Annotated in this window: 15 protein-coding genes; 4 read left to right on the top strand and 11 right to left on the bottom strand. The window is 69.8% G+C overall.

Annotated elements, in window-relative coordinates:
* Positions 1 to 14: 14 nt before the first annotated feature.
* Genes gatA through GY170_RS15975 form a run of 3 tightly spaced genes read right to left on the bottom strand, consistent with a single transcriptional unit; the run spans position 15 to position 2,497 of the window.
* A complete protein-coding gene (gatA, locus tag GY170_RS15985; RefSeq protein WP_163895472.1) occupies positions 15 to 1,496 on the bottom strand; it encodes an Asp-tRNA(Asn)/Glu-tRNA(Gln) amidotransferase subunit GatA in 1,482 nt (493 codons plus the stop codon).
* Positions 1,493 to 1,780 carry an Asp-tRNA(Asn)/Glu-tRNA(Gln) amidotransferase subunit GatC gene (gatC, locus tag GY170_RS15980; RefSeq protein WP_163895470.1) on the bottom strand — a complete coding sequence of 96 codons (288 nt, stop codon included), beginning with the start codon at positions 1,778 to 1,780 and terminating at the stop codon, positions 1,493 to 1,495. The genes gatA and gatC overlap by 4 nt, the downstream gene beginning before the upstream one ends.
* 36 nt (positions 1,781 to 1,816) lie before the next feature.
* On the bottom strand, positions 1,817 to 2,497 hold the full coding sequence (locus GY170_RS15975; protein WP_163895468.1) for a ceramidase domain-containing protein: 681 nt from the start codon (positions 2,495 to 2,497) through the stop codon (positions 1,817 to 1,819).
* A 56-nt stretch (positions 2,498 to 2,553) separates the two neighbouring features.
* Here GY170_RS15975 and GY170_RS15970 point away from each other — a divergent pair, with 56 nt between their 5' ends.
* Both GY170_RS15970 and GY170_RS15965 read left to right on the top strand, forming a co-directional pair.
* A complete protein-coding gene (locus tag GY170_RS15970) occupies positions 2,554 to 3,246 on the top strand; it encodes a metal-dependent hydrolase (protein ID WP_163895466.1) in 693 nt (230 codons plus the stop codon).
* Positions 3,247 to 3,338: 92 nt separating this feature from the next.
* Complete coding sequence (locus GY170_RS15965; protein WP_203531361.1) at positions 3,339 to 4,109, top strand: NAD kinase; 771 nt, start codon at positions 3,339 to 3,341, stop codon at positions 4,107 to 4,109.
* A gap of 197 nt (positions 4,110 to 4,306) precedes the next feature.
* On the opposite strand, the gene GY170_RS15960 is transcribed toward GY170_RS15965, so the two are convergent.
* From GY170_RS15960 to GY170_RS15950, 3 genes are all read right to left on the bottom strand, one after another.
* Positions 4,307 to 4,594: a DUF4342 domain-containing protein gene (locus GY170_RS15960; RefSeq protein ID WP_163895462.1), complete on the bottom strand. Its 288-nt coding sequence runs from the start codon at positions 4,592 to 4,594 to the stop codon at positions 4,307 to 4,309.
* A gap of 94 nt (positions 4,595 to 4,688) precedes the next feature.
* A complete protein-coding gene (locus GY170_RS15955) occupies positions 4,689 to 6,575 on the bottom strand; it encodes an AMP-binding protein (RefSeq protein WP_163895460.1) in 1,887 nt (628 codons plus the stop codon).
* Between the two features lie 413 nt (positions 6,576 to 6,988).
* Positions 6,989 to 9,265: an NADP-dependent malic enzyme gene (locus GY170_RS15950; RefSeq protein ID WP_163895458.1), complete on the bottom strand. Its 2,277-nt coding sequence runs from the start codon at positions 9,263 to 9,265 to the stop codon at positions 6,989 to 6,991.
* Positions 9,266 to 9,368: 103 nt separating this feature from the next.
* Between GY170_RS15950 and GY170_RS15945 the strand changes: the two genes are divergently transcribed.
* Positions 9,369 to 10,448, top strand: a complete 1,080-nt coding sequence (locus GY170_RS15945; RefSeq protein ID WP_163895456.1) for a cupin domain-containing protein — start codon at positions 9,369 to 9,371, stop codon at positions 10,446 to 10,448.
* A 33-nt stretch (positions 10,449 to 10,481) separates the two neighbouring features.
* Here the strand turns inward: GY170_RS15945 and GY170_RS15940 are convergent, their stop codons facing one another.
* Together GY170_RS15940 and GY170_RS15935 are read right to left on the bottom strand one after the other, a co-directional pair.
* Complete coding sequence (locus GY170_RS15940; RefSeq protein ID WP_163895454.1) at positions 10,482 to 11,351, bottom strand: SMP-30/gluconolactonase/LRE family protein; 870 nt, start codon at positions 11,349 to 11,351, stop codon at positions 10,482 to 10,484.
* Between the two features lie 266 nt (positions 11,352 to 11,617).
* Complete coding sequence (locus GY170_RS15935; protein ID WP_163895452.1) at positions 11,618 to 14,809, bottom strand: valine--tRNA ligase; 3,192 nt, start codon at positions 14,807 to 14,809, stop codon at positions 11,618 to 11,620.
* A gap of 140 nt (positions 14,810 to 14,949) precedes the next feature.
* On the opposite strand from GY170_RS15935, the gene GY170_RS15930 reads away from it, so the two are divergent.
* Positions 14,950 to 16,122, top strand: a complete 1,173-nt coding sequence (locus tag GY170_RS15930) for a lytic murein transglycosylase (RefSeq protein ID WP_163895450.1) — start codon at positions 14,950 to 14,952, stop codon at positions 16,120 to 16,122.
* A gap of 7 nt (positions 16,123 to 16,129) precedes the next feature.
* Here the strand turns inward: GY170_RS15930 and malG are convergent, their stop codons facing one another.
* The 3 genes from malG to malE form a co-directional block, all read right to left on the bottom strand.
* Complete coding sequence (gene malG / locus GY170_RS15925) at positions 16,130 to 17,020, bottom strand: maltose ABC transporter permease MalG (RefSeq protein WP_163895449.1); 891 nt, start codon at positions 17,018 to 17,020, stop codon at positions 16,130 to 16,132.
* Positions 17,021 to 17,357: 337 nt separating this feature from the next.
* A complete protein-coding gene (gene malF, locus GY170_RS15920) occupies positions 17,358 to 18,953 on the bottom strand; it encodes a maltose ABC transporter permease MalF (protein ID WP_163895446.1) in 1,596 nt (531 codons plus the stop codon).
* Between the two features lie 46 nt (positions 18,954 to 18,999).
* Positions 19,000 to 20,172 carry a maltose/maltodextrin ABC transporter substrate-binding protein MalE gene (gene malE, locus GY170_RS15915; RefSeq protein ID WP_163895444.1) on the bottom strand — a complete coding sequence of 391 codons (1,173 nt, stop codon included), beginning with the start codon at positions 20,170 to 20,172 and terminating at the stop codon, positions 19,000 to 19,002.
* Positions 20,173 to 20,191: the final 19 nt, after the last annotated feature.

The following is a 20,191-nucleotide window of genomic DNA, read 5'->3' as shown; positions in this document are numbered from 1 at the left end:
GTTGGGGGTGTCCCTTACCACCACTTCGCGGGCTTTTCCACAAAGCCCGCCTCACGCTCCAGTGCGTAGGCGGCATTCAGCAACTCGCCCTCTTCCCAAGGCTTGCCGATGAGCTGCAGCCCCAGCGGCAGGCCCTGCGCGCTCTGCCCCGTGGGCACCGCGATGCCCGGCAGGCCGGCGAGGTTGACCGTCACCGTGAAGACGTCGTTGAGGTACATCTGCACCGGGTCCGCCTCCGCCATCTCGCCCAGCCCGAAGGCGGCGGAGGGGGTGGCGGGCGTCAGGATGGCGTCGACGCCGTCCGCGAAGGCCTGCTCGAAGTCCCGCTTGATCAGCGTGCGGACCTTGCGGGCGCGGTTGTAATAGGCGTCGTAGAAGCCGGCGGAGAGCACGTAGGTGCCGATCATGACGCGGCGCTGCACCTCGTCGCCGAAGCCTTCGGCGCGCGTCTTCTCGTACATCTCGGTGATGCCGTCGCCCTGCGCGAGCTGCGCGCGGCGCCCGAAGCGGACACCGTCGTAGCGGGCGAGGTTCGAGGAGGCCTCGGCGGGGGCGATCACGTAATATGTCGGAAGGGCATACTTCGTGTGCGGCAGGGAGATGTCGCGGAGCGTGGCGCCCGCCGCCTCCATCATCTTGCGGCCTTCGGCCCAGAGCGCCTCGATCTCTTCCGGCATCCCGTCCATGCGATACTCGCGCGGGATGCCGATGACCTTGCCCTTGATGTCGCCGTCGAGCATCGCCTCGAAATCCGGCACGGCGAGGTCGGCCGAGGTGCTGTCCTTGGCGTCATGCCCGGCCATGGCGGAGAGCATGATGGCGCAGTCGCGCACGTCGCGCGCCATCGGCCCGGCCTGATCGAGCGAGGAGGCGAAGGCGATGATGCCGAAGCGGGAGACGCGCCCGTAGGTGGGCTTCAGCCCCGTGATGCCGGTGAAGGCGGCCGGCTGGCGGATGGAGCCGCCGGTATCGGTGCCCGTCGCGCCGAGGCAGAGATCGGCGGAGACGGCAGAGGCCGAGCCGCCGGAGGAGCCGCCGGGCGTCAGTTTCGTCTCGTCATTGCCGCGGCGCCATGGGTTCACCGCGTCGCCGTAGGTGGAGGTCTCGTTGGAGCTGCCCATGGCGAATTCGTCCATGTTCAGCTTGCCGAGCATGACGGCACCGTCGGCGAAGAGCTTGGTCGTGACGGTGCTCTCGTACTCGGGGCGGAAGTCGGTGAGGATCTTCGAGGCGGCCTGGGAGGGCACGCCCTTGGTGCAGAACAGATCCTTGATGCCGAGCGGGATGCCGCAGAGGCTGGGCGCGTCCCCCGCCTTCAGCCGCGCATCGGCGGCCGCGGCCTGCTCGCGGGCAATCTCGGGCGTCTTGTGGACAAAGGCGTTGAGGGCATCCGCGCCCTCGACGCGGGCGATGTACTCCTCCGCCAGCTCGGTAGCGGAGACGTCGCCCTTGCGCAGGGCGTCGCGGGCGGCGGCGATGGTGCGGAACTCGGTCATTCCACCACCTTCGGCACGGCAAAGAAACCCTCGCGCGCGTCGGGCGCGTTCGCCAGCACGGCTTTTTGCTGGCCGCCGTCCGTCACCACGTCCTCCCGGCGCTTGAGGCGCATGGGCGTGACGGAGACCATGGGCTCCACACCGTCCACGTCCACCTCGTTCAGCTGCTCGATGAAGCCGAGGATGGCGGAGAATTCCTCCGCCAGCGCCGGCAGACGCTCCGGCGCCACCTGGATGCGGGCGAGCTTGGCGACGCGCGCCGCGGTGCCTTCGTCGATCGACATGGGGGCCTCGCTGGTCCTGAAAGATCAGGAGGCCGTTTAGCCCGGCGCCTGCGCTCCTGCAAGGCGCCCGGGGCCCGGGCGGCGCGCCCGCCAGCCGAGCCAGACGTGGATCATCCAGCCCAGCATCAGCGCGTTGAGCGCGTGCCAGAGGAAGTGCGTGCCGACGGGCCAGGCGGGGCAGAGGGCCATGTCCAACGAGCGGATGGTGATGGAGAGCGACAGGATCGCGCCGCCGATGGCGAGGCCACGGGCGACGTGGGGCATCCGCCGGCGGAGCGCGAGGGCGTAGACGAAGAGGAGGAGCGGGACGGTCCAGTAGAAGTCGGAGATGGCGAAGAAGGGCAGCCGGTCGAGGACGGGCACCATGATCGCCGCGTAGGGCGCGAAGCCGGCGGTGGCGAGGAGGGCGCCCCAGAGCGGCAGGCCCAGGAATTGCCGGTGCACGAGGAAGAGATAGACGAGGATGAAGATGCCGATGGGCGCCGTATCCGCCAGCGAGGCCCATTGGGTCGCGAAGGTGTGGAAGAGGAAGGAGCCGATGCTGATCACGAAGAGGATCGCGCAGAGCAGCTCCGCCGGGCGATGGCCGCGGGAGCGCGGCCAGAGGAGCAGGGCGGCGGCGAGGAAGGCGGCGTTGGTGACGGCGTTCAGCGGCTCCGCCCAGAAGCCGGGGCCCAGCCGCTCGCAGTAGATGTCGATCTGCTCCGACCAGTTCATGGCTTCCCCCACCCTCCGATCATCCTATCGTCGGGGTCTAACAGGAGGAACGCGACATGAATATCATCTGGCTCGGCCATGGCTCCTTCCGCATCGAGATCGCCGGGGAGGTCCTGCTCGTCGACCCGTGGCTGGAGGGGAACCCCGTCTTCCCCAACGAGCGGCGGGCGGAGGCGGGGGCCGGCGCCACGAAGGTGCTCCTCACCCACGGCCACCACGATCACGCCTCGGAGGTGGAGCTGATCGCCGCCGACGCCGGCGTGCCGATCGTCGCCATCCACGAGCTGGCGAAGTGGCTGGAGGCGCGCAGCAACAATGTCGTGCGCATGAACATGGGCGGGACGGTGCGTGTGGGCGAGGTGACGGTGACGATGGTGCCGGCCAGCCACTCCTCCTCCATCGACTGGACGGGGGAGGGGATCCTGCCGGCGGGGGACCCGGCGGGCTTCGTCGTCGAGGGCGAGGGGCACGTGATCTACATCAGCGGCGACACCTCGCTGATGGCCGACATGGAGTGGATCGGCGCCCATCACCGGCCGGACATCGGCATCCTCTCCTGCGGCGGGCATTTCACGATGGACATGCGCCAGGCGGCCTTCGCGGCGAAGCGCTGGTTCGACTTCCGGCACATCGTGCCGGGGCATTACGGGACGATGCCGGTGCTGGAGCAGAGCCCGCGGGCGCTGGCCGCGGCGCTGCCGGGGGTGATGGTGCATGAGCTGGAGGTGATGGGCCGGGCGGAGATCTGAGGGGGAGGGCGGGCTTGCCTTTCGGCAGGCCCTCGCCCAACACTCCCCCCGCCGGGGCGGTGCCGCCCCGAAGATGCCCAAGCCTGGACCGGATGCTCCCCGTGGACCTGAAGATCGCCTTCGTCGCCAGCGACGCGCCCATCGCCGCCGAAAGCCGCGAGCGGCTGGCGGCGCGCTACGGCGAGGTGGCGACCGACGAGGCGGACGTGATCGTGGCGCTGGGCGGCGACGGCTTCATGCTGCAGACGCTGCACGAGACGGAGCTGCGCGGCACGCCCGTCTACGGGATGAACCGCGGCACCGTTGGTTTCATGATGAACGAGTACCACGAGGAGGGCCTGCCCGACCGGCTGCGCGGCGCCGAGGAGGCGGTGCTGCACCCCCTCTCCATGCGGGCAGAGACCGTGGAGGGCGAGGTGCTGGAGGCGCTGGCCATCAACGAGGTCTCGCTGCTGCGCGCCGGGCCGCAGGCGGCGAAGCTGCGCATCTTCGTCGACGGGCGGCTCCGGCTGGCGGAGCTGGTCTGCGACGGGGCGCTGGTGGCGACGCCGGCGGGCTCGACGGCCTACAATTACTCGGCGCACGGGCCGGTGCTGCCGATCCGCTCCGAGGTGCTGGCGCTGACGGCCATCGCCCCCTTCCGGCCGCGTCGCTGGCGCGGGGCGATCCTGCCGGCCTCGGCGCTGGTGACCTTCGAGGTGATCGAGCCGAAGAAGCGGCCGGTCATGGCGGATGCCGATAGCCGGGCGGCGCGGCACGTGGCGCGCGTCGACGTGCGCACGCAGCCGCAGATCTCGCACCGGCTGCTCTTCGATCCCGGGCACGGGCTGGAGGAGCGGCTCATTCGCGAGCAGTTCGCGTGATCCCTCGCCGGCCCTGATGGGCCGTCTCGTGCGGCGCGCCTTCGGGGGTGGGTGACGGCGCGGGCTGAGAGACCCGGGGCTCTGCCGTCGCCATTGGTGCTTGAACCAATGGCGCACTCAATGGCGACCCCCGGGATTTTTAGGACCAAAGACAGGGGGGCGCGTTGCGGGCGGCCCACCCTGACTGAGGGCTCCGGTCAGGTTTCGCGCGGCTCGTTGGGGTCGCGCACCACTTCCACCGTGACCTTCGCGAAGGCGCCGGCGATGGCGCCGACGATGGCGAGGGCGGGGGCGGCGAGCACGAGGGCGCCCCCGGCCAGCGCGCCGACCGTCAGCGGCAGGTCGACCGCGATGTCGCCGTCAGGCTCCTTGATCCGCACGCGCTTGACCGAGGCGTCCTTCGCCCAGGCCTTCACCTTGTCCATCAGGTTGTCCGAGGAGACTTCGACTTCCTCGGTCACAACTTCATTGTTCTGGTCCGTCATGTCCGTCCTCCTGTCAGTCCGCGGCGCCATCCTGGCGCCGGGGGCGCGGGCGCGCCTTGATCTGGATCACAGGTGGGGCGCCGGCGGCGCGCCTTCAAGCGCTACGGGGGTAGCCGAGCGTCGCCAGCGCCGCCCGCACCTCCTCCAGGATCGCCGGGTCGTCGATGGTGGCGGGCAGGCGGAAGGGCTCGCCGTCGGCGAGCCTGGCCATCGTGGCGCGGAGGATCTTGCCCGAGCGGGTCTTCGGCAGACGCTCCACCACCACCGCCAGCTTGAAGGCGGCGACGGGGCCGATCTCCCGCCGGACGGCGGCGACGGCCTCGGCGGCGACCTCTTCCGGCGGGCGGGGGCAGCCGCGGTTGAGGCAGAGAAAGCCCATCGGCAGCTGGCCCTTCACCTCGTCCGCCACGCCGATCACCGCGCATTCTCCGACATCGGGGAGGGCGGAGATCACCTCCTCCATCGCGCCGGTGGAGAGGCGGTGGCCGGCGACGTTGATGACGTCGTCGGTGCGGGCCATGACGAAGATGTAGCCGTCGTCGTCGATGTAGCCGGCATCGCCCGTCTCGTAGTAGCCGGGGAAGCGGCCAAGGTAGCTCTTGTGGAAGCGCGCCTCGGCGTTCCACAGCGTCGGCAGGCAGCCGGGCGGCAGGGGCAGCTTGATCGCGATGGCGCCGAGGGTGCCGGGAGGGACGGGCTGGCCGGCCTCGTCCAGCACCTGCACGTCGTAGCCGGGCATGGGGACGGAGGGGGAGCCGGGCTTGATCGGCAGCCGCTCCAGCCCCCAGGGATTGGCGGCGATCGCCCAGCCCGTCTCTGTCTGCCACCAATGGTCGATCACGGGGACGCCGAGGTGCCGCTCCGCCCAGGCGAGGGTGTCCGGATCGGCCCGCTCGCCGGCGAGGAAGAGCGTGCGCAGGGCCGAGAGGTCATAGCCGGGCACCAGCTCCCCCGTAGGGTCGACGCGCTTGATGGCGCGGAGCGCGGTGGGGGCGGTGAAGAAGCTCTTCACCCGGTGATCCTGCATCACCCGCCAGAAGGCGCCGGCATCGGGGGTGCCGACGGGCTTGCCCTCGTAGACCAGCGTCGTGCAGCCGGCGAAGAGCGGGGCGTAGCAGATGTAGCTGTGCCCGACGACCCAGCCGACGTCGGAGGCGGCCCAGAAGACGTCCCCCGGGCCGGCATCGTAGATGTGCCGCATCGACCATGTGAGCGCGACGAGGTGCCCCGCCGTGGGGCGCACGACACCCTTGGGCGCGCCGGTGGTGCCGGAGGTGTAGAGGATGTAGGCCGGGTGGTCGCCGGGAACGGGGACGCAGGGCGCGGGGGCGACGCCCTCCTGTGCCGCGTGCCAGTCGACATCCCGGCCGGGGGTGAGGTCGGCACGTTCCGGCTCCCGCTGGAGGATGAGGCAGACCTCCGGCTTGTGACGGGCCGCCTCGATGGCGGCGTCGAGCAGCGGCTTGTAGCGGACGACATGGGTCGGCTCGATCCCGCAGGAGGCGGCGAGCACCGCCTTGGGCGCCGCGTCGTTGATGCGCAGGGCCAGCTCGTGCGCCGCGAAGCCGCCGAAGACGACGGAATGGATGGCGCCGATGCGGGCGCAGGCGAGCATCGCGATCAGCGCCTCGGGCACCATCGGCATGTAGATGATCACCCGGTCGCCGAGCCCGACGCCGCGGGCGGAGAGGGCGCCGGCGAGGCGGGCCGTCTTCTCCTGCAACTCGGCGAAGGTGAGGCGGGTGGTGGTGCCGGTGACGGGGCTGTCGTGGATGATGGCCGTCTCGGCGCCGCGTCCGGCGGCGACGTGGCGGTCGACGGCGTTCCAGCAGCTGTTCACCTCCGCATCGGCGAACCAGGGGCCATGACCCTCCGGCGCGATGCGGGTGGCGGGGCGGTGCCAGTCCACGGCCTCGGCGGCGGAGGCCCAGAAGCCCTCCGGATCCGCCCGCCAGGCGTCATCGGTCTCGCGGTATCCCATGGTCTCCTCCCTGGCATCCCGTGGGGCCAGTTAGACGGAAGGGATTGCGGCGGGGAAGGGGGTTTGCGGGCGGGTGGCGGCGGGGTCAATACCGTTGAGCTGTTCCCCCGCCCGTAAGCGCGCCGCAGGGGCCGGGCGAGCGCCGGGCCCGTCCCGGCGGGCTGGCGCTGTGGTTGGGCCGGGTGCGTCGCTCAGGGCGGGGAGGGGCTTGGCGGGCATAAAGTGCGCAGCGGCGCCGTCGGAGCGCCACCCCACGGGCCGGCGCTCGCCCTGCGTTCGGGCGGGGGGAGGGGAGGCGGTGGGTTGGAAACCCACCCTACGTGGTCGGGCGGGCGGGTGCTCCGGAGGCCCTACGTAGGGTGGGTTTGTAACCCACCTTGGGCGCTGCACTCTTGCCGCCAGCGCCCCCTGCCTCAGCCGTAATGCGACACCGGCATCCCCGCGAGGGCGGTGATGTTGAGGAGCCCGCGGGCGGTGATCGAGGGGGTCACGATGTGGGCGCGATTGCCCATGCCCATGAGGATCGGCCCCACCTCCAGCCCGCCGCCGCGCATCTTGAGGATGTTGCGCACCGCAGAGGCCGCGTCGGCGTTCGAGAAAATCAGCGTATTCGCCTCTCCCGTGAGCCGGCCGCCGGGGAAGATGCGCTCGCGCGTCTCGAGGTCGAGCGCGGCATCGATGTGCATCTCGCCCTCGTAGCCGAAGTCGCGCGGCTGGCCGTCGAGGATCTTCAGCGCGCCGCGCATCTTGCGGCCCGACTCCGTGTCGAGGTTGCCGAACTGCGAATGCGAGCAGAGCGCCACCTGCGGCTCCATCCCGAAGCGGCGGACGTGCCGGGCCGCGGCGCGGGCCGTCTCGGCGATCTGCTCGGAGGTCGGCTCGGGGTTCACCTGCGTGTCGGCGATGAAGAGCGGCCCGTCCTCGAGGATCATCAGCGACAGGGCGCCCACCGGCGTCAGCGCCTCCGTCCCCAGCACCTGGGTGACGTAGTTGAGGTGCCACAGGAACTGCCCGAAGGTGCCGCAGATCATGCTGTCGGCCTCGCCTCTGTGCACCATGACCGCCGCGATGGCGGTGGTGTTGGTGCGCATGATCGCCCGCGCCAGATCGGGGGAGACGCCGCGCCGCGCCATCAGGTGGTGATAGGTCTCCCAGTAGTCGCGGTAGCGGGGGTCGTCCTCGGGGTTCACCAGCTGGAAGTCGCGGCCGGGGCGGATCGTCAGGCCGGCGCGCTCGCAGCGGGCCTCCACCACCTCGGGGCGGCCGATGAGGATCGGCTGGTCCGTCATCTCCTCCACGATCGCCTGCGCGGTGCGCAGCACGCGCTCGTCCTCGCCCTCGGCAAAGACGATGCGCCGCTCCGCCGTCCGCGCCGCCTCGAAGACAGGGCGCATGAGGAAGGAGGAGCGGAAGACCGTGTGCTGCAGCTGCCGCTTGTAGGCGGGGATATCCTCCAGCGGCCGGGCGGCGACGCCGGAGGCCATGGCCGCCTCGGCGACGGCGGTGGCGACGATCTCCATCAGGCGCGGGTCGAAGGGCTTGGGGATCAGGTAATCGGCGCCGAAGGTGAGCTTCTCGCCCTGATAGGCGGCGGCGGCCTCGGCCGAGGTGGTGGCGCGGGCCAGCGCCGCGATGCCCTCGACACAGGCGATCTGCATCTCGTCGTTGATCTCGGTCGCGCCCACGTCCAGCGCCCCCCGGAAGATGAAGGGGAAGCAGAGCACGTTGTTGACCTGGTTGGGGTAGTCCGAGCGCCCCGTCGCGATCAGCGCGTCGGGCGCCGCGGCGCGTGCCTCTTCCGGCAGGATCTCGGGGTTCGGGTTGGCGAGGGCGAAGATGATCGGCTGCGGCGCCATCTTGCGCACCATCTCGGCCGTCAGCACGCCGGGGCCGGAAAGACCGAGGAAGAGGTCGGCCCCCTCGATTACGTCGATCAGGCCGGCGGGGGTGGCGCCTTGCGCGAACAGCGCCTTCTGCGGCGTCATGTCCTCCGCCCGGCCCTCGTGCACCAGCCCGTGCAGATCGCAGAGCCAGATGTTCTCGCGCTTCACGCCCAGCTTCACCAGCATGTTGAGGCAGGCGATGCCCGCCGCGCCGCCGCCGGTGGAGACGACCTTGATGTCCTCGAAGCTCTTGCCCGCGACATGCAGCGCGTTGGTCGCGGCGGCGCCGACGACGATGGCGGTGCCGTGCTGATCGTCATGGAAGACGGGGATGTTCATGCGCTCGCGGCAGAGCTTCTCGACGATGAAGCAGTCGGGCGCCTTGATGTCCTCGAGGTTCACGGCGCCGAAGGTCGGCTCCAGCGCGCAGACGATGTCGGCGAGTCGCTCGGGGTCGCTCTCGTTCACCTCGATGTCGAAGCAGTCGATATCGGCGAATTTCTTGAAGAGGACGGCCTTGCCCTCCATCACCGGCTTCGACGCGAGCGCCCCGATATTGCCGAGGCCGAGCACCGCCGTGCCGTTGGAGATGACGGCGACGAGGTTGCCGCGCGCCGTGTAGTCGCGGGCCGTCACCGCATCGGCCTTGATCTCGAGGCAGGCCTCGGCGACGCCGGGGGAGTAGGCGCGGGCGAGGTCCCGCCCATTGGCGAGCGGCTTGGTGGCGCGGATCTCCAGCTTCCCCGGTTTGGGGTAGCGGTGGTAGTTCAGCGCCGCCTCGCGGGCGGAATCCTTCGGCCGGTCCATCGCCTGCTCCGATTGTTCAATATTAAACTATTGCCCTGCCCTGCGCTCTTACCTGCCCCGGGGCGGCTTGCCAATCTCCTAGCAGCGCGCCAATGATCGCGCCATGACAGATGAGATCCGCGCCGAAGTCGAGCTGACCACCGCCAACCTGCGGGAGGACTTGGGCTTCTTCGGCAAGGTGCTGGGGATGCGGCTCGACAGCATCTACCCCGCCGATGCGCCCTCCGTCGCCACCTGGTCCGGCCACGGCCTGCGCCTGCGGCTGGTGGAGGGGGAGGGCACCCCCGGCCACATCCGCATCCGCACCGACGGGGAGTTCGCCGACGGCCAGCGCGAGCTCACCAGCCCCGGCGGCACCCGCGTGACGGTGGAGGAGCTGAACCCGCCGCTCGTCCTGCCGCAGACGGAGCATGCCTTCGTCGTCCGCCGCCTCGCCGACCAGGCGCCCTGGGTCATCGGGCGGGCCGGGATGATGTACCGCGATCTGGTCCCCACGCGGCTCGGCGGCGCGATGATCGCCAGCCACATCCGCATCCCCGATGGCGGGCCGGTGCCGGACATGGTGCATTACCACAAGGTCGGGTTTCAGCTGATCTTCTGCTACCGCGGCTGGGTCGACGTGCTCTACGAGGATCAGGGCGACCTCCGCCGTCTCTATGCCGGCGACTGCTTCATCCAGCCGCCGCAGATCCGCCACCGCGTCGTCGAGGCCTCCGAGGGGATCGAGGTGATCGAGATCGGCGTGCCGGCCGATCATGTCACCGAGATCGACCACGAGATGACCCTGCCGACGCCCGATTACCGGCCGGAGCGGGAATGGGACGGGCAGCGCTTCGTCCACAACCTCGCCGACGGGGCGGAGTGGTTCCCCTTCCGCTTGCCGGGCTACCAGGCGCGGGACACGACGATCGCCGAGAACACCGGCGGCGTCGCCGGTGTGCAGGTGGTGCGCCGGGCCGAGGGCGAGCCGGTCTGGGCGCGCCACGAGGGCGACATCCTCTTCGGCTTCGTGATGGAAGGCCGGATGGTGCTGGAGGGCGAGGGGAAGGAGCCCTACCGGCTTTCCGCCGGCGATGCCTTCGTGATCCCGCCGGGGATGAAGACCCGCTGGGCCGAGCCGACGGAGGATCTGGAGATCCTCGAGGTCAGCCTGCCCGGTCGCTTCGAGACGCAGGCGGAATAGGCGCCACCGGCCGGGGCCGGCAGCGCCCGTCCGTCAGTTCATCTGCCAGGCGACGACCTCGCCCGTCTGCAGGTTGGGGATCAGCACCATCCCCTCCTCCGGGATATACTCGTGATCCGCCGCGCCGCCGCCGACGGAGGCGAGCTCCGTCACCGTGCCATCCTCGGCGATGGAGACGAGCCGGCCGCCCATGTTGTCGGTCACCATGACCTGCCCGTCCATCATCTCGATGCCGTCGAGCGCGCCCACGCCCTCGGGCGAGGCGTAATCGCTGACGGACATGTCGGCCGTGTCGACCACCTTGACGTTGCTGGGCTGCAGGTTCTCGAACCCGCCGCTGATGTCGCCCATCGTGGCGACGTTCAGCATGTTGCCGTCGGCGACGATGCCGTTGGCACCGGCGAGCATCGGGTCGGCCAGCACCTGCGTCAGCTCGCCGTCCTGCAGGGCGTAGATGGCGCCCTGGCCGGTTTCGGTGACGTAGATCGTGCCGTCCTCCGTCTGGGTGACGTCATTGAGGAAGCCGGCCCCGGGGGCGGAATAGCGCTCGGCCACCTCGCCGGCGGCGATGTCGATGGCGACTAGCTCCTCGACGCCGGCGACATAGAGCATGCCGTCCGCCACCAGCGTGCCCTTGGGCGCGTTGAGGCCGGTGACGAACTGCTCGTTCATCACCTCGCCCTCCATGGAGAGCTGGCTGACATAGCCCTCGCCGTTGGCGCTCATGTCCGGGCTGTTGATGTTGGTGACGAAAAGCGTGCCCGTCCCGGCATCGTAGCTGACCGATTCAGGGCTCATGAAGCCGCCGGTGCGCCAGGCTTCCGTCAGCTCCTGCGCGGTGGCGGGCAGGGCCGCGGAGACGGCGAGAAGGCCGGCGGCGAGGCCGCAGGAATGAAGTTGCATGATCTGTCCTCCCATAGTCGCGCACGCCGAAAGCCGGCGCGGCGCCATGAGGGCAAGGGTGCGCGATTCCCGGCGCGGCGAGAAGGCGCGAGCGGAAAGGATGTCCCAATGTTCAGCTTTTGACTCGCCGAGGGGCGGGGGACGGAATTCGCGCGAATTCCGTCACGATTTCCGCGCGGAACTCGTCTCCGCTCGGGCCGGGGGGGGGGCGGAAACCATGTGGTTTCCGCCGTCGAATTCCATATGGAATTCGATCTCCCGGGGGGTCAGCCGATCTCTGCCAGACGGGCGAGGGCGGTGGAGAGCTGGGCCTCTTCCTCCTGCCGGGCGGCGAGGTTGGCGCGGGTTTCCTCGACCACCTCTTCCGGCGCGGACTCGGCGAACTTGGGGTTGTTGAGCCTCCCCGAGAGCCCGCCGATCTCCTTCTTCAGCTTGTCCATCGCCTTGGAAAGGCGGGCCTTTTCCGCCTCCACGTCGATAATGTCCGCCAACGGGATGGCATAGCTCGCCCCCCGCACCGCCACCGTGAGCGCGCCCTTCGGGGCCTCGGTGGCGGGGGTGAGGGAGTCGATGCGGGCGAGGCGCTTGATGAGGGTTTCGTTGCGGGTGAAGGCCTCCTGTGCGGCGGCGTCCGCCTCCAGCTCCAGAAGCGGGACGTAGAGGCCGGCGGGGACGTTCATCTGGGAGCGGGCCGAGCGGACGGCCTCGATGAGGGCGATGGCCTGGTTCATCTCGGCATCGGCGGCTGGGTCGATGAGCTCGTCCGCCGTGTATTCCGGCCAGGGGGTGAGGATGAGCATCTGGTCGTGGTTGCCCATAACCCCCCAGAGTTCCTCGGTAATGAAGGGCATGATGGGGTGGAGCATGGTCACGCACTGCTCGAGGACGAAGCGCATCGTGGCGCGCGTCTCGGCCTGGATCTCGGGCGGACCGTCGAGGAGGAGGGGCTTGGAGAACTCCACGTACCAGTCGCAGACGCGGCCCCAGACGAAGGCGTAGAGGGCATTGGCGGCGTCGTTGAAACGGTAGGCGGCGAGGGCGGCGTCGACCTCTTCGCGGACGCGGCCGGTCTCGCCGAGGATCCACTTATTGACCGTCTGCTCGGCGTGCACCGGGCGTGCACCGGGCGTGCACGGCACGTCTGCCTCGAAAACGCCGTTCATTTCGGCGAAGCGGCAGGCGTTCCAGAGCTTGGTGCCGAAGTTGCGGAAGCCGGTGATCCGCTCGCGGGAGAACTTCAGCACGCCCCCGATCGCCGCCATCTGCGCCATGGTGAAGCGCAGGGCGTCGGCGCCGAACTCGTCCACCATGTCGAGCGGGTCGACGACGTTGCCGACCGTCTTCGACATCTTCTTGCCCTTCTCGTCGCGGACGAGCTGGTGAAGATAGACGGTGTGGAACGGGTTCTCGCCGAGCACGGCCTGAGACATCATCATCATCCGGGCGACCCAGAAGAAGAGGATGTCCTGCCCGGTGATCAGCACGTCGGATGGGAAATACTTCCGCAGCTCTTCGGTGTTCTCGGGCCAGCCGAGCGTGCCGAAGGGCCAGAGGCCGGAGGAGAACCACGTGTCGAGCACGTCGGTGTCGCGCCAGACGGGGTAGACGAGCTTCGTCAGATCCTGGCTGACGTTGTACTCGGCGAGGCCCTCGGCGAAGCGGTGGATCGCCTCGTGCTTGTCCTCCACCTCGATCACCCGGGCGTGGGAGATCGGGGCCGGCACGTCGGCATTGGCGTCGAAGAAGCCGTCGCGCACCTCGTCGAGCGAGGCGGCGCAGCGGGCGACGTCGCCCCGGTGCAGCATCCCGCCCTCGGAGAGCAGGCGCATCAGCTCGACCTGGTCGAGCTCGCCGTCCCCCTCGTCATCCTTGAAGTCGGGGGCGGAGAGGTCGAGCCCGTACCAGACCGGCACGCGGTGGCCCCACCAGAGCTGGCGGGAGATGCACCACGGCTCGATGTTCTCCAGCCAGTGGTAGAAGGTTTTCTCGCCGCTCTCGGGCATGATGGTGACGGCGCCGGAACGGACCGCTTCCAGCGCCGGGCCGGCGAGCTTTTCGGCATCGACGAACCACTGGTCGGTCAGCATCGGCTCGACGACGACCTTCGAGCGGTCGCCGTAGGGCTGCATGATGAGCTTTTCCTCGACGAGGGGGACGAAGTTCTGGCTCTCGTCGCGCGCCTCGCCGCCCTCTTCGGGGGCGACGGGGGCCGTCTCGGCCTTTTTGCCGAGGCGGGGGTCGGTGACCTCCGTCATGACCGCCAGACCTTCGTCGGTGATCTCCTGCACCACGGCCTTGCGTGCTTCGAAGCGGTCCATCCCGCGCAGGTGGTCGGGCACGAGGTTGAGGCCGTCGACCTCTTCGCCGGTGAAGCTGTCGCCGTTGGCGATCTCCTGAGCGCGGGCGGCGGCCTCGGCATAAGGGGCGCCGTCGGCGCGCATCCGGCCCTTGGTATCCATCAGGCGATACATCGGGATGCCGCCGCGGCTGGCGACGCCGTAGTCGTTGAAGTCATGCGCGCCGGTGATCTTCACCGCGCCCGAGCCGAAGGTCGGGTCGGGGTACTCGTCGGTGATGATGGGGATCAGGCGGCGGCTCTCCTTCGGGCCGACGGGGATCTCGCAGAGCTTGCCGACGATGGGGGCGTAGCGCTCGTCGCTCGGGTGGACGGCGACGGCGCCGTCGCCGAGCATCGTCTCCGGCCGGGTGGTGGCGATGGAGATGTAGTCGCGCGTCTCGCGGAAGAGCTCGGTGCCGTCCTCGTCACGCTCGATGTATTCGTAGGTCTCGCCGCCGGCGAGCGGGTACTTGAAGTGCCACATGTGGCCGGCGGTCTCGATGTTCTCGACCTCGAGATCGGAGATCGCCGTCTCGAAATGCGGGTCCCAGTTCACGAGGCGCTTGCCGCGGTAGATGAGGCCCTTGCCGTAGAGATCGACGAAGACCTTGATGACGGCGTCGTGGAAATCGGGGGAGTTCTCGTGGCCCGTGCGCGGGTCGCCCGGGGCGCCGGCCATGGTGAAGGCGTTGCGGCTCCAGTCGCAGGAGGCGCCGAGGCGGCGGAGCTGGTTGATGATCCGCCCGCCGTAATCGCCCTTCCACTCCCAGACCTTGGCGATGAACGCCGCGCGGCCGAGTTCGGCGCGGGTGGGCTGCTGGGTGGCGGCGAGCTGCTTTTCGACCTGCAGCTGCGTGGCGATGCCCGCATGATCCTGCCCCGGCTGCCAGAGCGTGTCGAAGCCGCGCATGCGGTGCCAGCGGGTCAGGATGTCCTGCAGGGTGTTGTTGAAGCCGTGGCCCATGTGCAGCGCGCCCGTGACGTTGGGCGGCGGGATCATGATGGTGAAGGTTTCCTCACGCCGCTTGCCGGCACCGGCCTTGAAGGCGCCGGCCTCTTCCCAGGCGGCGTAGAGGCGCGGCTCGGCGGCGCTCGTGTCGAATGTCTTGTCCATCGCCATGATCGGGCTCCCTTCGGGTCGGGCCGTGGATTACCGCGCGGAGGGCCAGAGGGAAAGGCGGCTTGGCGCGCCCCACGGAGCCGTCAGTGGACATGGGGGGCCCGCGCCGCCATGGTCCCCCGCAAAACGGGAGGCATATCATGCGGCACCTATCCATCCTTCTCGCGCTCGCCGGGACCCCGGCGCTGGCGCAGACCGCCCCCTGCGGCGGCGACTTCGAGAGCTTCAAGGCCGGTCTCGTGCAGGAGGCGCCGGGCTACGGCGTGCCGGCCGAGACGGCGCAGGCCTTCCTCGCCGGCGTGAGCCGGGACGAGAGCGTCATCGCCGCCGACCGGCAGCAGGGGGTCTTCCAGCTCGATTTCGTGGAGTTCTCGCGCAGGCTCATCTCCCAGAACCGGATCGACAACGGCGCCCGCTTCTCCAGCCAGTACGACGCGACCTTCGACCGGATCGCGCAGCAATACGGGGTGCCGCGCGGCATCCTCCTCGCCTTCTGGGCCTTCGAGACCGATTACGGGCAGGTGCAGGGCGACTTCAACACCGCCAACGCGCTGGTGACGCTGGCGCATGATTGCCGGCGGCCGGAGCTCTTCCGCCCGCAGGTCTTCGCGGCGATGGCGCTCTACGGGCGGGGGGATCTGGACCCGGCGACGACGACCGGCGCCTGGGCGGGGGAGATCGGGCAGGTGCAGATGCTGCCGGGGGACATCCTGGAAAACGGGGTGGACGGCGACGGCGACGGGCACGTGACGCTGAAGACCTCCGCCGAGGATGCGCTGATGTCGGGCGCCAACGTCCTGCGCTCGCTCGGCTGGCGGCCGAACGAGCCGTGGCTGCAGGAGGTGCTGGTGCCCGAGACGCTGGACTGGGCCGCCACGGGGCTGGACCAGCCGAGGCCGGCGGCGGAATGGGCGGCGATGGGCGTGCAGGCGCGGACGGGGCAGCTGAGCGACCTGCCGGCCTCGCTGCTGCTGCCGGTGGGGCGGCGCGGGCCGGCCTTCCTCGCCTATCCGAACTTCGCGGTGCTCTTCGAGTGGAACGAGAGCTTCGTCTACGTCACCACCGCCGCCTACTTCGCCACGCGGCTGGAGGGGGCGCCCGTCTTCGCCAATGCCGACGCCTTCAAGGCGGGGCTGACCGGGCAGGAGATGCAGGCGCTGCAGGGGCTGCTCGTCGAGCGGGGCTACGATGTCGGCGGGGTGGACGGCATCCTCGGCGAGATGACCCGCGCCGCGGTGCAGGCCGAGCAGCGCCGGCTGGGGATGCCGGCGGATGCCTGGCCGACGCGGGACCTGCTGGACGCGCTGGAGTAGCGCGTCCTCAGCCCTTCACCGAGCCCTCGGAGAGGCCGGAGACGAGGTAGCGCTGGGCGACGAGGAAGACGATCGTGATCGGCACGCCGGAGAGGATCGCCGCTGCCGCGAAGTCCCCCCAGAGGTAGCGCATCTCGTTGAGGTAGAGGCGGGAGCCGACGGCGAGCGTCAGCTTGTCCTGGCTGCGCAGGAGGACCGAGGCGACGGGGTAGTCGTTGATGGCGCCGATGAAGACGAGCACGAAGACGACGCTCATCATAGGCACCGCCAAGGGTAGGAAGATGTGGCGGAAGGTCTGCCAGGGCGTCGCCCCGTCGATGGCAGCGGCCTTGTCGAGCGCCGGGTCGATGCCGTCGAAATAGCCCTTCAGCGTCCAGATGTGCATGACGACGCCCGACCAGTAGACGAGGACCACGGCGAGGTGGCTGTCGATGCCGAGGGCGGGGGAGACCTCGGACATGGAGTCGAAGATCGCGTAGATGGCGACGAGGGCGAGGGTGGTGGGGAACATCTGCACGATGAAGAGGCTGTCGAGCAGGCTGCTCCGGCCGCGGAAGCGCACGCGCGAGAAGGCGTAGGCGGAGATGGTGGAGATCGCCAGCACGCCGGCGCCGGCGAGGAGGCCGAGCTTGACGGAGTTCCAGAGCCAGAGGAGCACGGGGTAGGGCGGCTCGACCAGGGTGCCGTCTGCCCGCGTGAAGGGGATGCCGAGGGCGAGGGACCAATGCTCCAGCGTCGGGTTGGTGGGCAGGAGGGTGCCGACGGCGAAGTTCCCCTCCCGGAAGGAGATCGAGAGGATCACGAGGAAAGGGAAGATGATCGCCGCGAGGAAGAGGATGAGGAAGCCGTGGGCGGCGATCTTCTTCAGGCGGAGGTCGCGCTTTCGCTCGACGATCATCGGTTTGCCTCCATGGAGAGGGCGGGGCGGCCTCGCCTTCGGCAATCGCCCGCCCGCCCTCCATATCCCCGTGGGGCGCCGGGGGAGAGGGCGGGGCTCATGACGGCCTCCGGCTGGGGCAGGCTTTCGGACCGCTGGAGGGGTCGGTGACCAGCGACAGGGTCTCCTCCTGACCGGGGCTTCGGAGGAGGGGCAGGTCGCGAGTCTGCCGGAGGGGCGGCATGGTCGGCCGGGTTGAAAGCGGCGCTGTCTCGCAGGGCGGGCTCCAGCCGGGGCGGCGGACGGCGAGGCGGGAGGCGAGGGGCCGCCGAAGTGGTCGGGGCGAGGGCGAGGTCTCTCATGACGGCCTCCGGCCAGCGCGGCGCATGGCGACGAAGTTGGCATAGGAGAGGCCGGCCACGAGCACGAAGATCAGCAGGGTGATGGCGCCGGCGAGGCCGAATTGCTGGAGGCTGTCGGAGAAGGCGATGCGGTAGGTGAAGCTGGCGAGGATATCCGTCTGGCCGGCGGGGACGATGGTGCCCGGCATGTCCGGCAGGCCGCGGGTGAGGAGGAGGATCACCACGAGGTTGTTGAAGTTGAAGGCGAAGCTGGCGATCAGCAGCGGCAGGAAGGGCGGCAGGATCTGGGGCAGGGTGATGGTGAAGAACACCCTCAGCGCCGAGGCGCCCTCCAGCGCCGCCGCCTTCTTGTGATCCTCCGGCACGGCCTGCAGGAAGCCCATGCCGATCAGCATCATGTAGGGGTAGCCCAGCCAGATATTGACGACGAGGATCATCGTCCGCGCCAGTATCGGGTCGGAGAACCAGTCCGGTCTTATGCCGAAGAGGGCGCCGAGGATCAGGTTAATCTCGCCGAAGTTCTGGTTGAAGAGCCCCCGGAAGACGAGGATCGAGATGAAGGCCGGCACCGCGTAGGGCAGGATCAGCAGGATCCGGTAGAGCGGCTTGAAGCTCAGGTGCGGCCATTGCAGCACCACGGCGAGGGCGAGGCCGATGGCGAAGGTGCCGACGACGGAGGCGGCGGCGAAGATCACCGTCCACAGGAAGATCGCCGCGATGGGCTCACGGATTCCGCGCGACTGAAAGATGCGCTCGAAGTTCTGCAGGCCGACGGCGACTCGCCAGCCGGGGGGCACCGTCTCCCCCGCCTCGGTGACGTAGAAGCCGCGGCTCTGGTCGGGCGTGAGGGTGGCGCCGTCCTCCGTCCGCACCAGCACGCCATCCTCCGCCAGCCGGTAGGTGGGGGTGACGGAGGCGAAGGTGCGCAGGCCGGCGTTGACGAGGATCACGCCCTCCGGCGTCGTCAGGCTGAGCGTCTGGAGCCCGCCGCGGAGGGCAATGGCGTCTCGCCGCTCCAGCAGGGCGGCGGGCTCCTCGGCGGGGGAGAGGGCGGCCTCCTCCTCCACCGCGTCGTCCAGCGGCACGGGGGCCGAGAGGAGGCCGGATTCGGGAAGCCAGATGCGGAAGGCATCGCCGTCGGGGGCGACGAGGAAGGGCTGCTCCGTCTCGGCATCCACCGAGCCGCGGGCGAGGAGGTAATCCTGCGCGCGCTCGTAGGTGAGCAGGTTGAGGGAGGAGTAGTTCGTGAAGCCGATCCAGATCGTGTAGGCCATCGGAAAGGCGACGAAGATCAGCACCGCCGCCACGCCGGGGAAGATGAAGCGCGCCGCGTAGAAGCGGGAGAGCGAGAAGATCACCGCCACCCCCACCGCCACCGCGAGGAACAGCGCGCCGAGGAGGGCCAGCCCCTCGAGGTAGAGCCGGAAGGCGCCGTAGAGCAGGGCGAGCGTCACCAGCGCCGTCAGGCCGAGGCGCAGGGCCCGGGCGGCCGGGCGCTCGTCGCCATGCGTATCGCGGCGCCCGCCCCGGGGGGCGGGGTCCGGCTCTTCGCCGGCCGCCGGGCGGCGGAGGGGATCGGAGGCGTAGGTCATCGCAAGGCTCCCCCCGCGGGCCGCAGCGCCGCGGGGAGAGGCCGGCTCATTCGCCGAGGATGCGGGCGGCGGCGTCGTCCAGCGCCTCCTGCGCCGTCTGGGCGCCGGTGGTGATGTTGGTCATCGCCGGGGCCATCGCGCTCCAGTAGGCGCCCATCTCCGGGTTGGAGGGCATGGGCACGCCGATGGCGGCGACCTCCAGCATGCCCGAGACGCGCTCGTCGTTCATCGCCTCCGCCGCGCTCTCGTCCGCCAGCGCACCGAGGGCGCCATTGGCGTTCCACGCGGCCAGCCCCTCGTCGGTGAGGAGGTAGTTCTCGATCAGCTCCACCGCGAGGTCGGTGTTGGGCGAGGCGGCGTTGATCGCAAGCGCGCCGACGCCGAGGAAGGGCGGAGAGGGCTCGCCGCCGACGCTGGGGATCGGGGCGACGCCGAAGTCGATGCCGGCCGAATCCAGCCCGCTCCACGCCCAGGGGCCGCTGAGGATCATCGCGACCTCGCCGTTGTTCATCGCCCCTTCCATCACGCCGTAGTCGACGCCTTCCGGCATCACGCCCTGCTCGATGAAATCGGCCACCACCTGCGCGCCCGCGACGGCGCCCTCGGTGTTCACGCCGGTGGTCGTGCCGTCATAGACGCCGTCGACCTTCTGGAAGGCGTAGCCGCCGTTCGCCATGAGCAGCGGCATGGTGAAGTAGATGTTGTTGTAATCCCACAGGATCGGGCGGACGCCCTCTGCCATCTCCATCGAGGGGATCTCCTCGAAGGTGGCGGGCGGGGCGTCGATCAGGCCCCGGTTGTAGATAAGGTGCACGGCCTCCACGAAGACGGGGTAGCCCCAGACGTCATCGCCGATCTGCAGGGCCTCCATCGCCGAGGGGAGCACCCCCTCCACCCACTCGGGGCTGGCGGGCAGCGGCTCCAGCAGGCCGCCGGCGGCCCATTCGCCGAAGCGGTCATGCGCCCAGAGGACGATATCCGGCCCGTCGCCGGTGGCGGCCGCCTGCTGGAACTTGGTCGGCAGGTCCGGGTCCACCACCTCCACCGTCACGGGCACGCCGTAATCGTCGATGAAGGGCTGGACGGCCTCGCGCAGCGCCGCCTCGTCGCGATTGGCGCCGACCCAGATGAGCAGCTCGCCCTCGCTGAGCGCGAAGGCGGGCATGGCGGTGGTGCCGAGCAGTAGGACGGCGCCGAGCGCGGTGATGGTCTTGATCATGGTATCCTCCCTGTGGGGA

Origin of the sequence: Pseudoroseicyclus tamaricis, from assembly GCF_012070395.1 — a bacterium.
Lineage (GTDB): Bacteria > Pseudomonadota > Alphaproteobacteria > Rhodobacterales > Rhodobacteraceae > Pseudoroseicyclus_A > Pseudoroseicyclus_A tamaricis.
The sequence above is the reverse complement of the archived record's forward strand: the minus strand, read 5'-3'. Positions and strand labels throughout refer to the sequence as shown.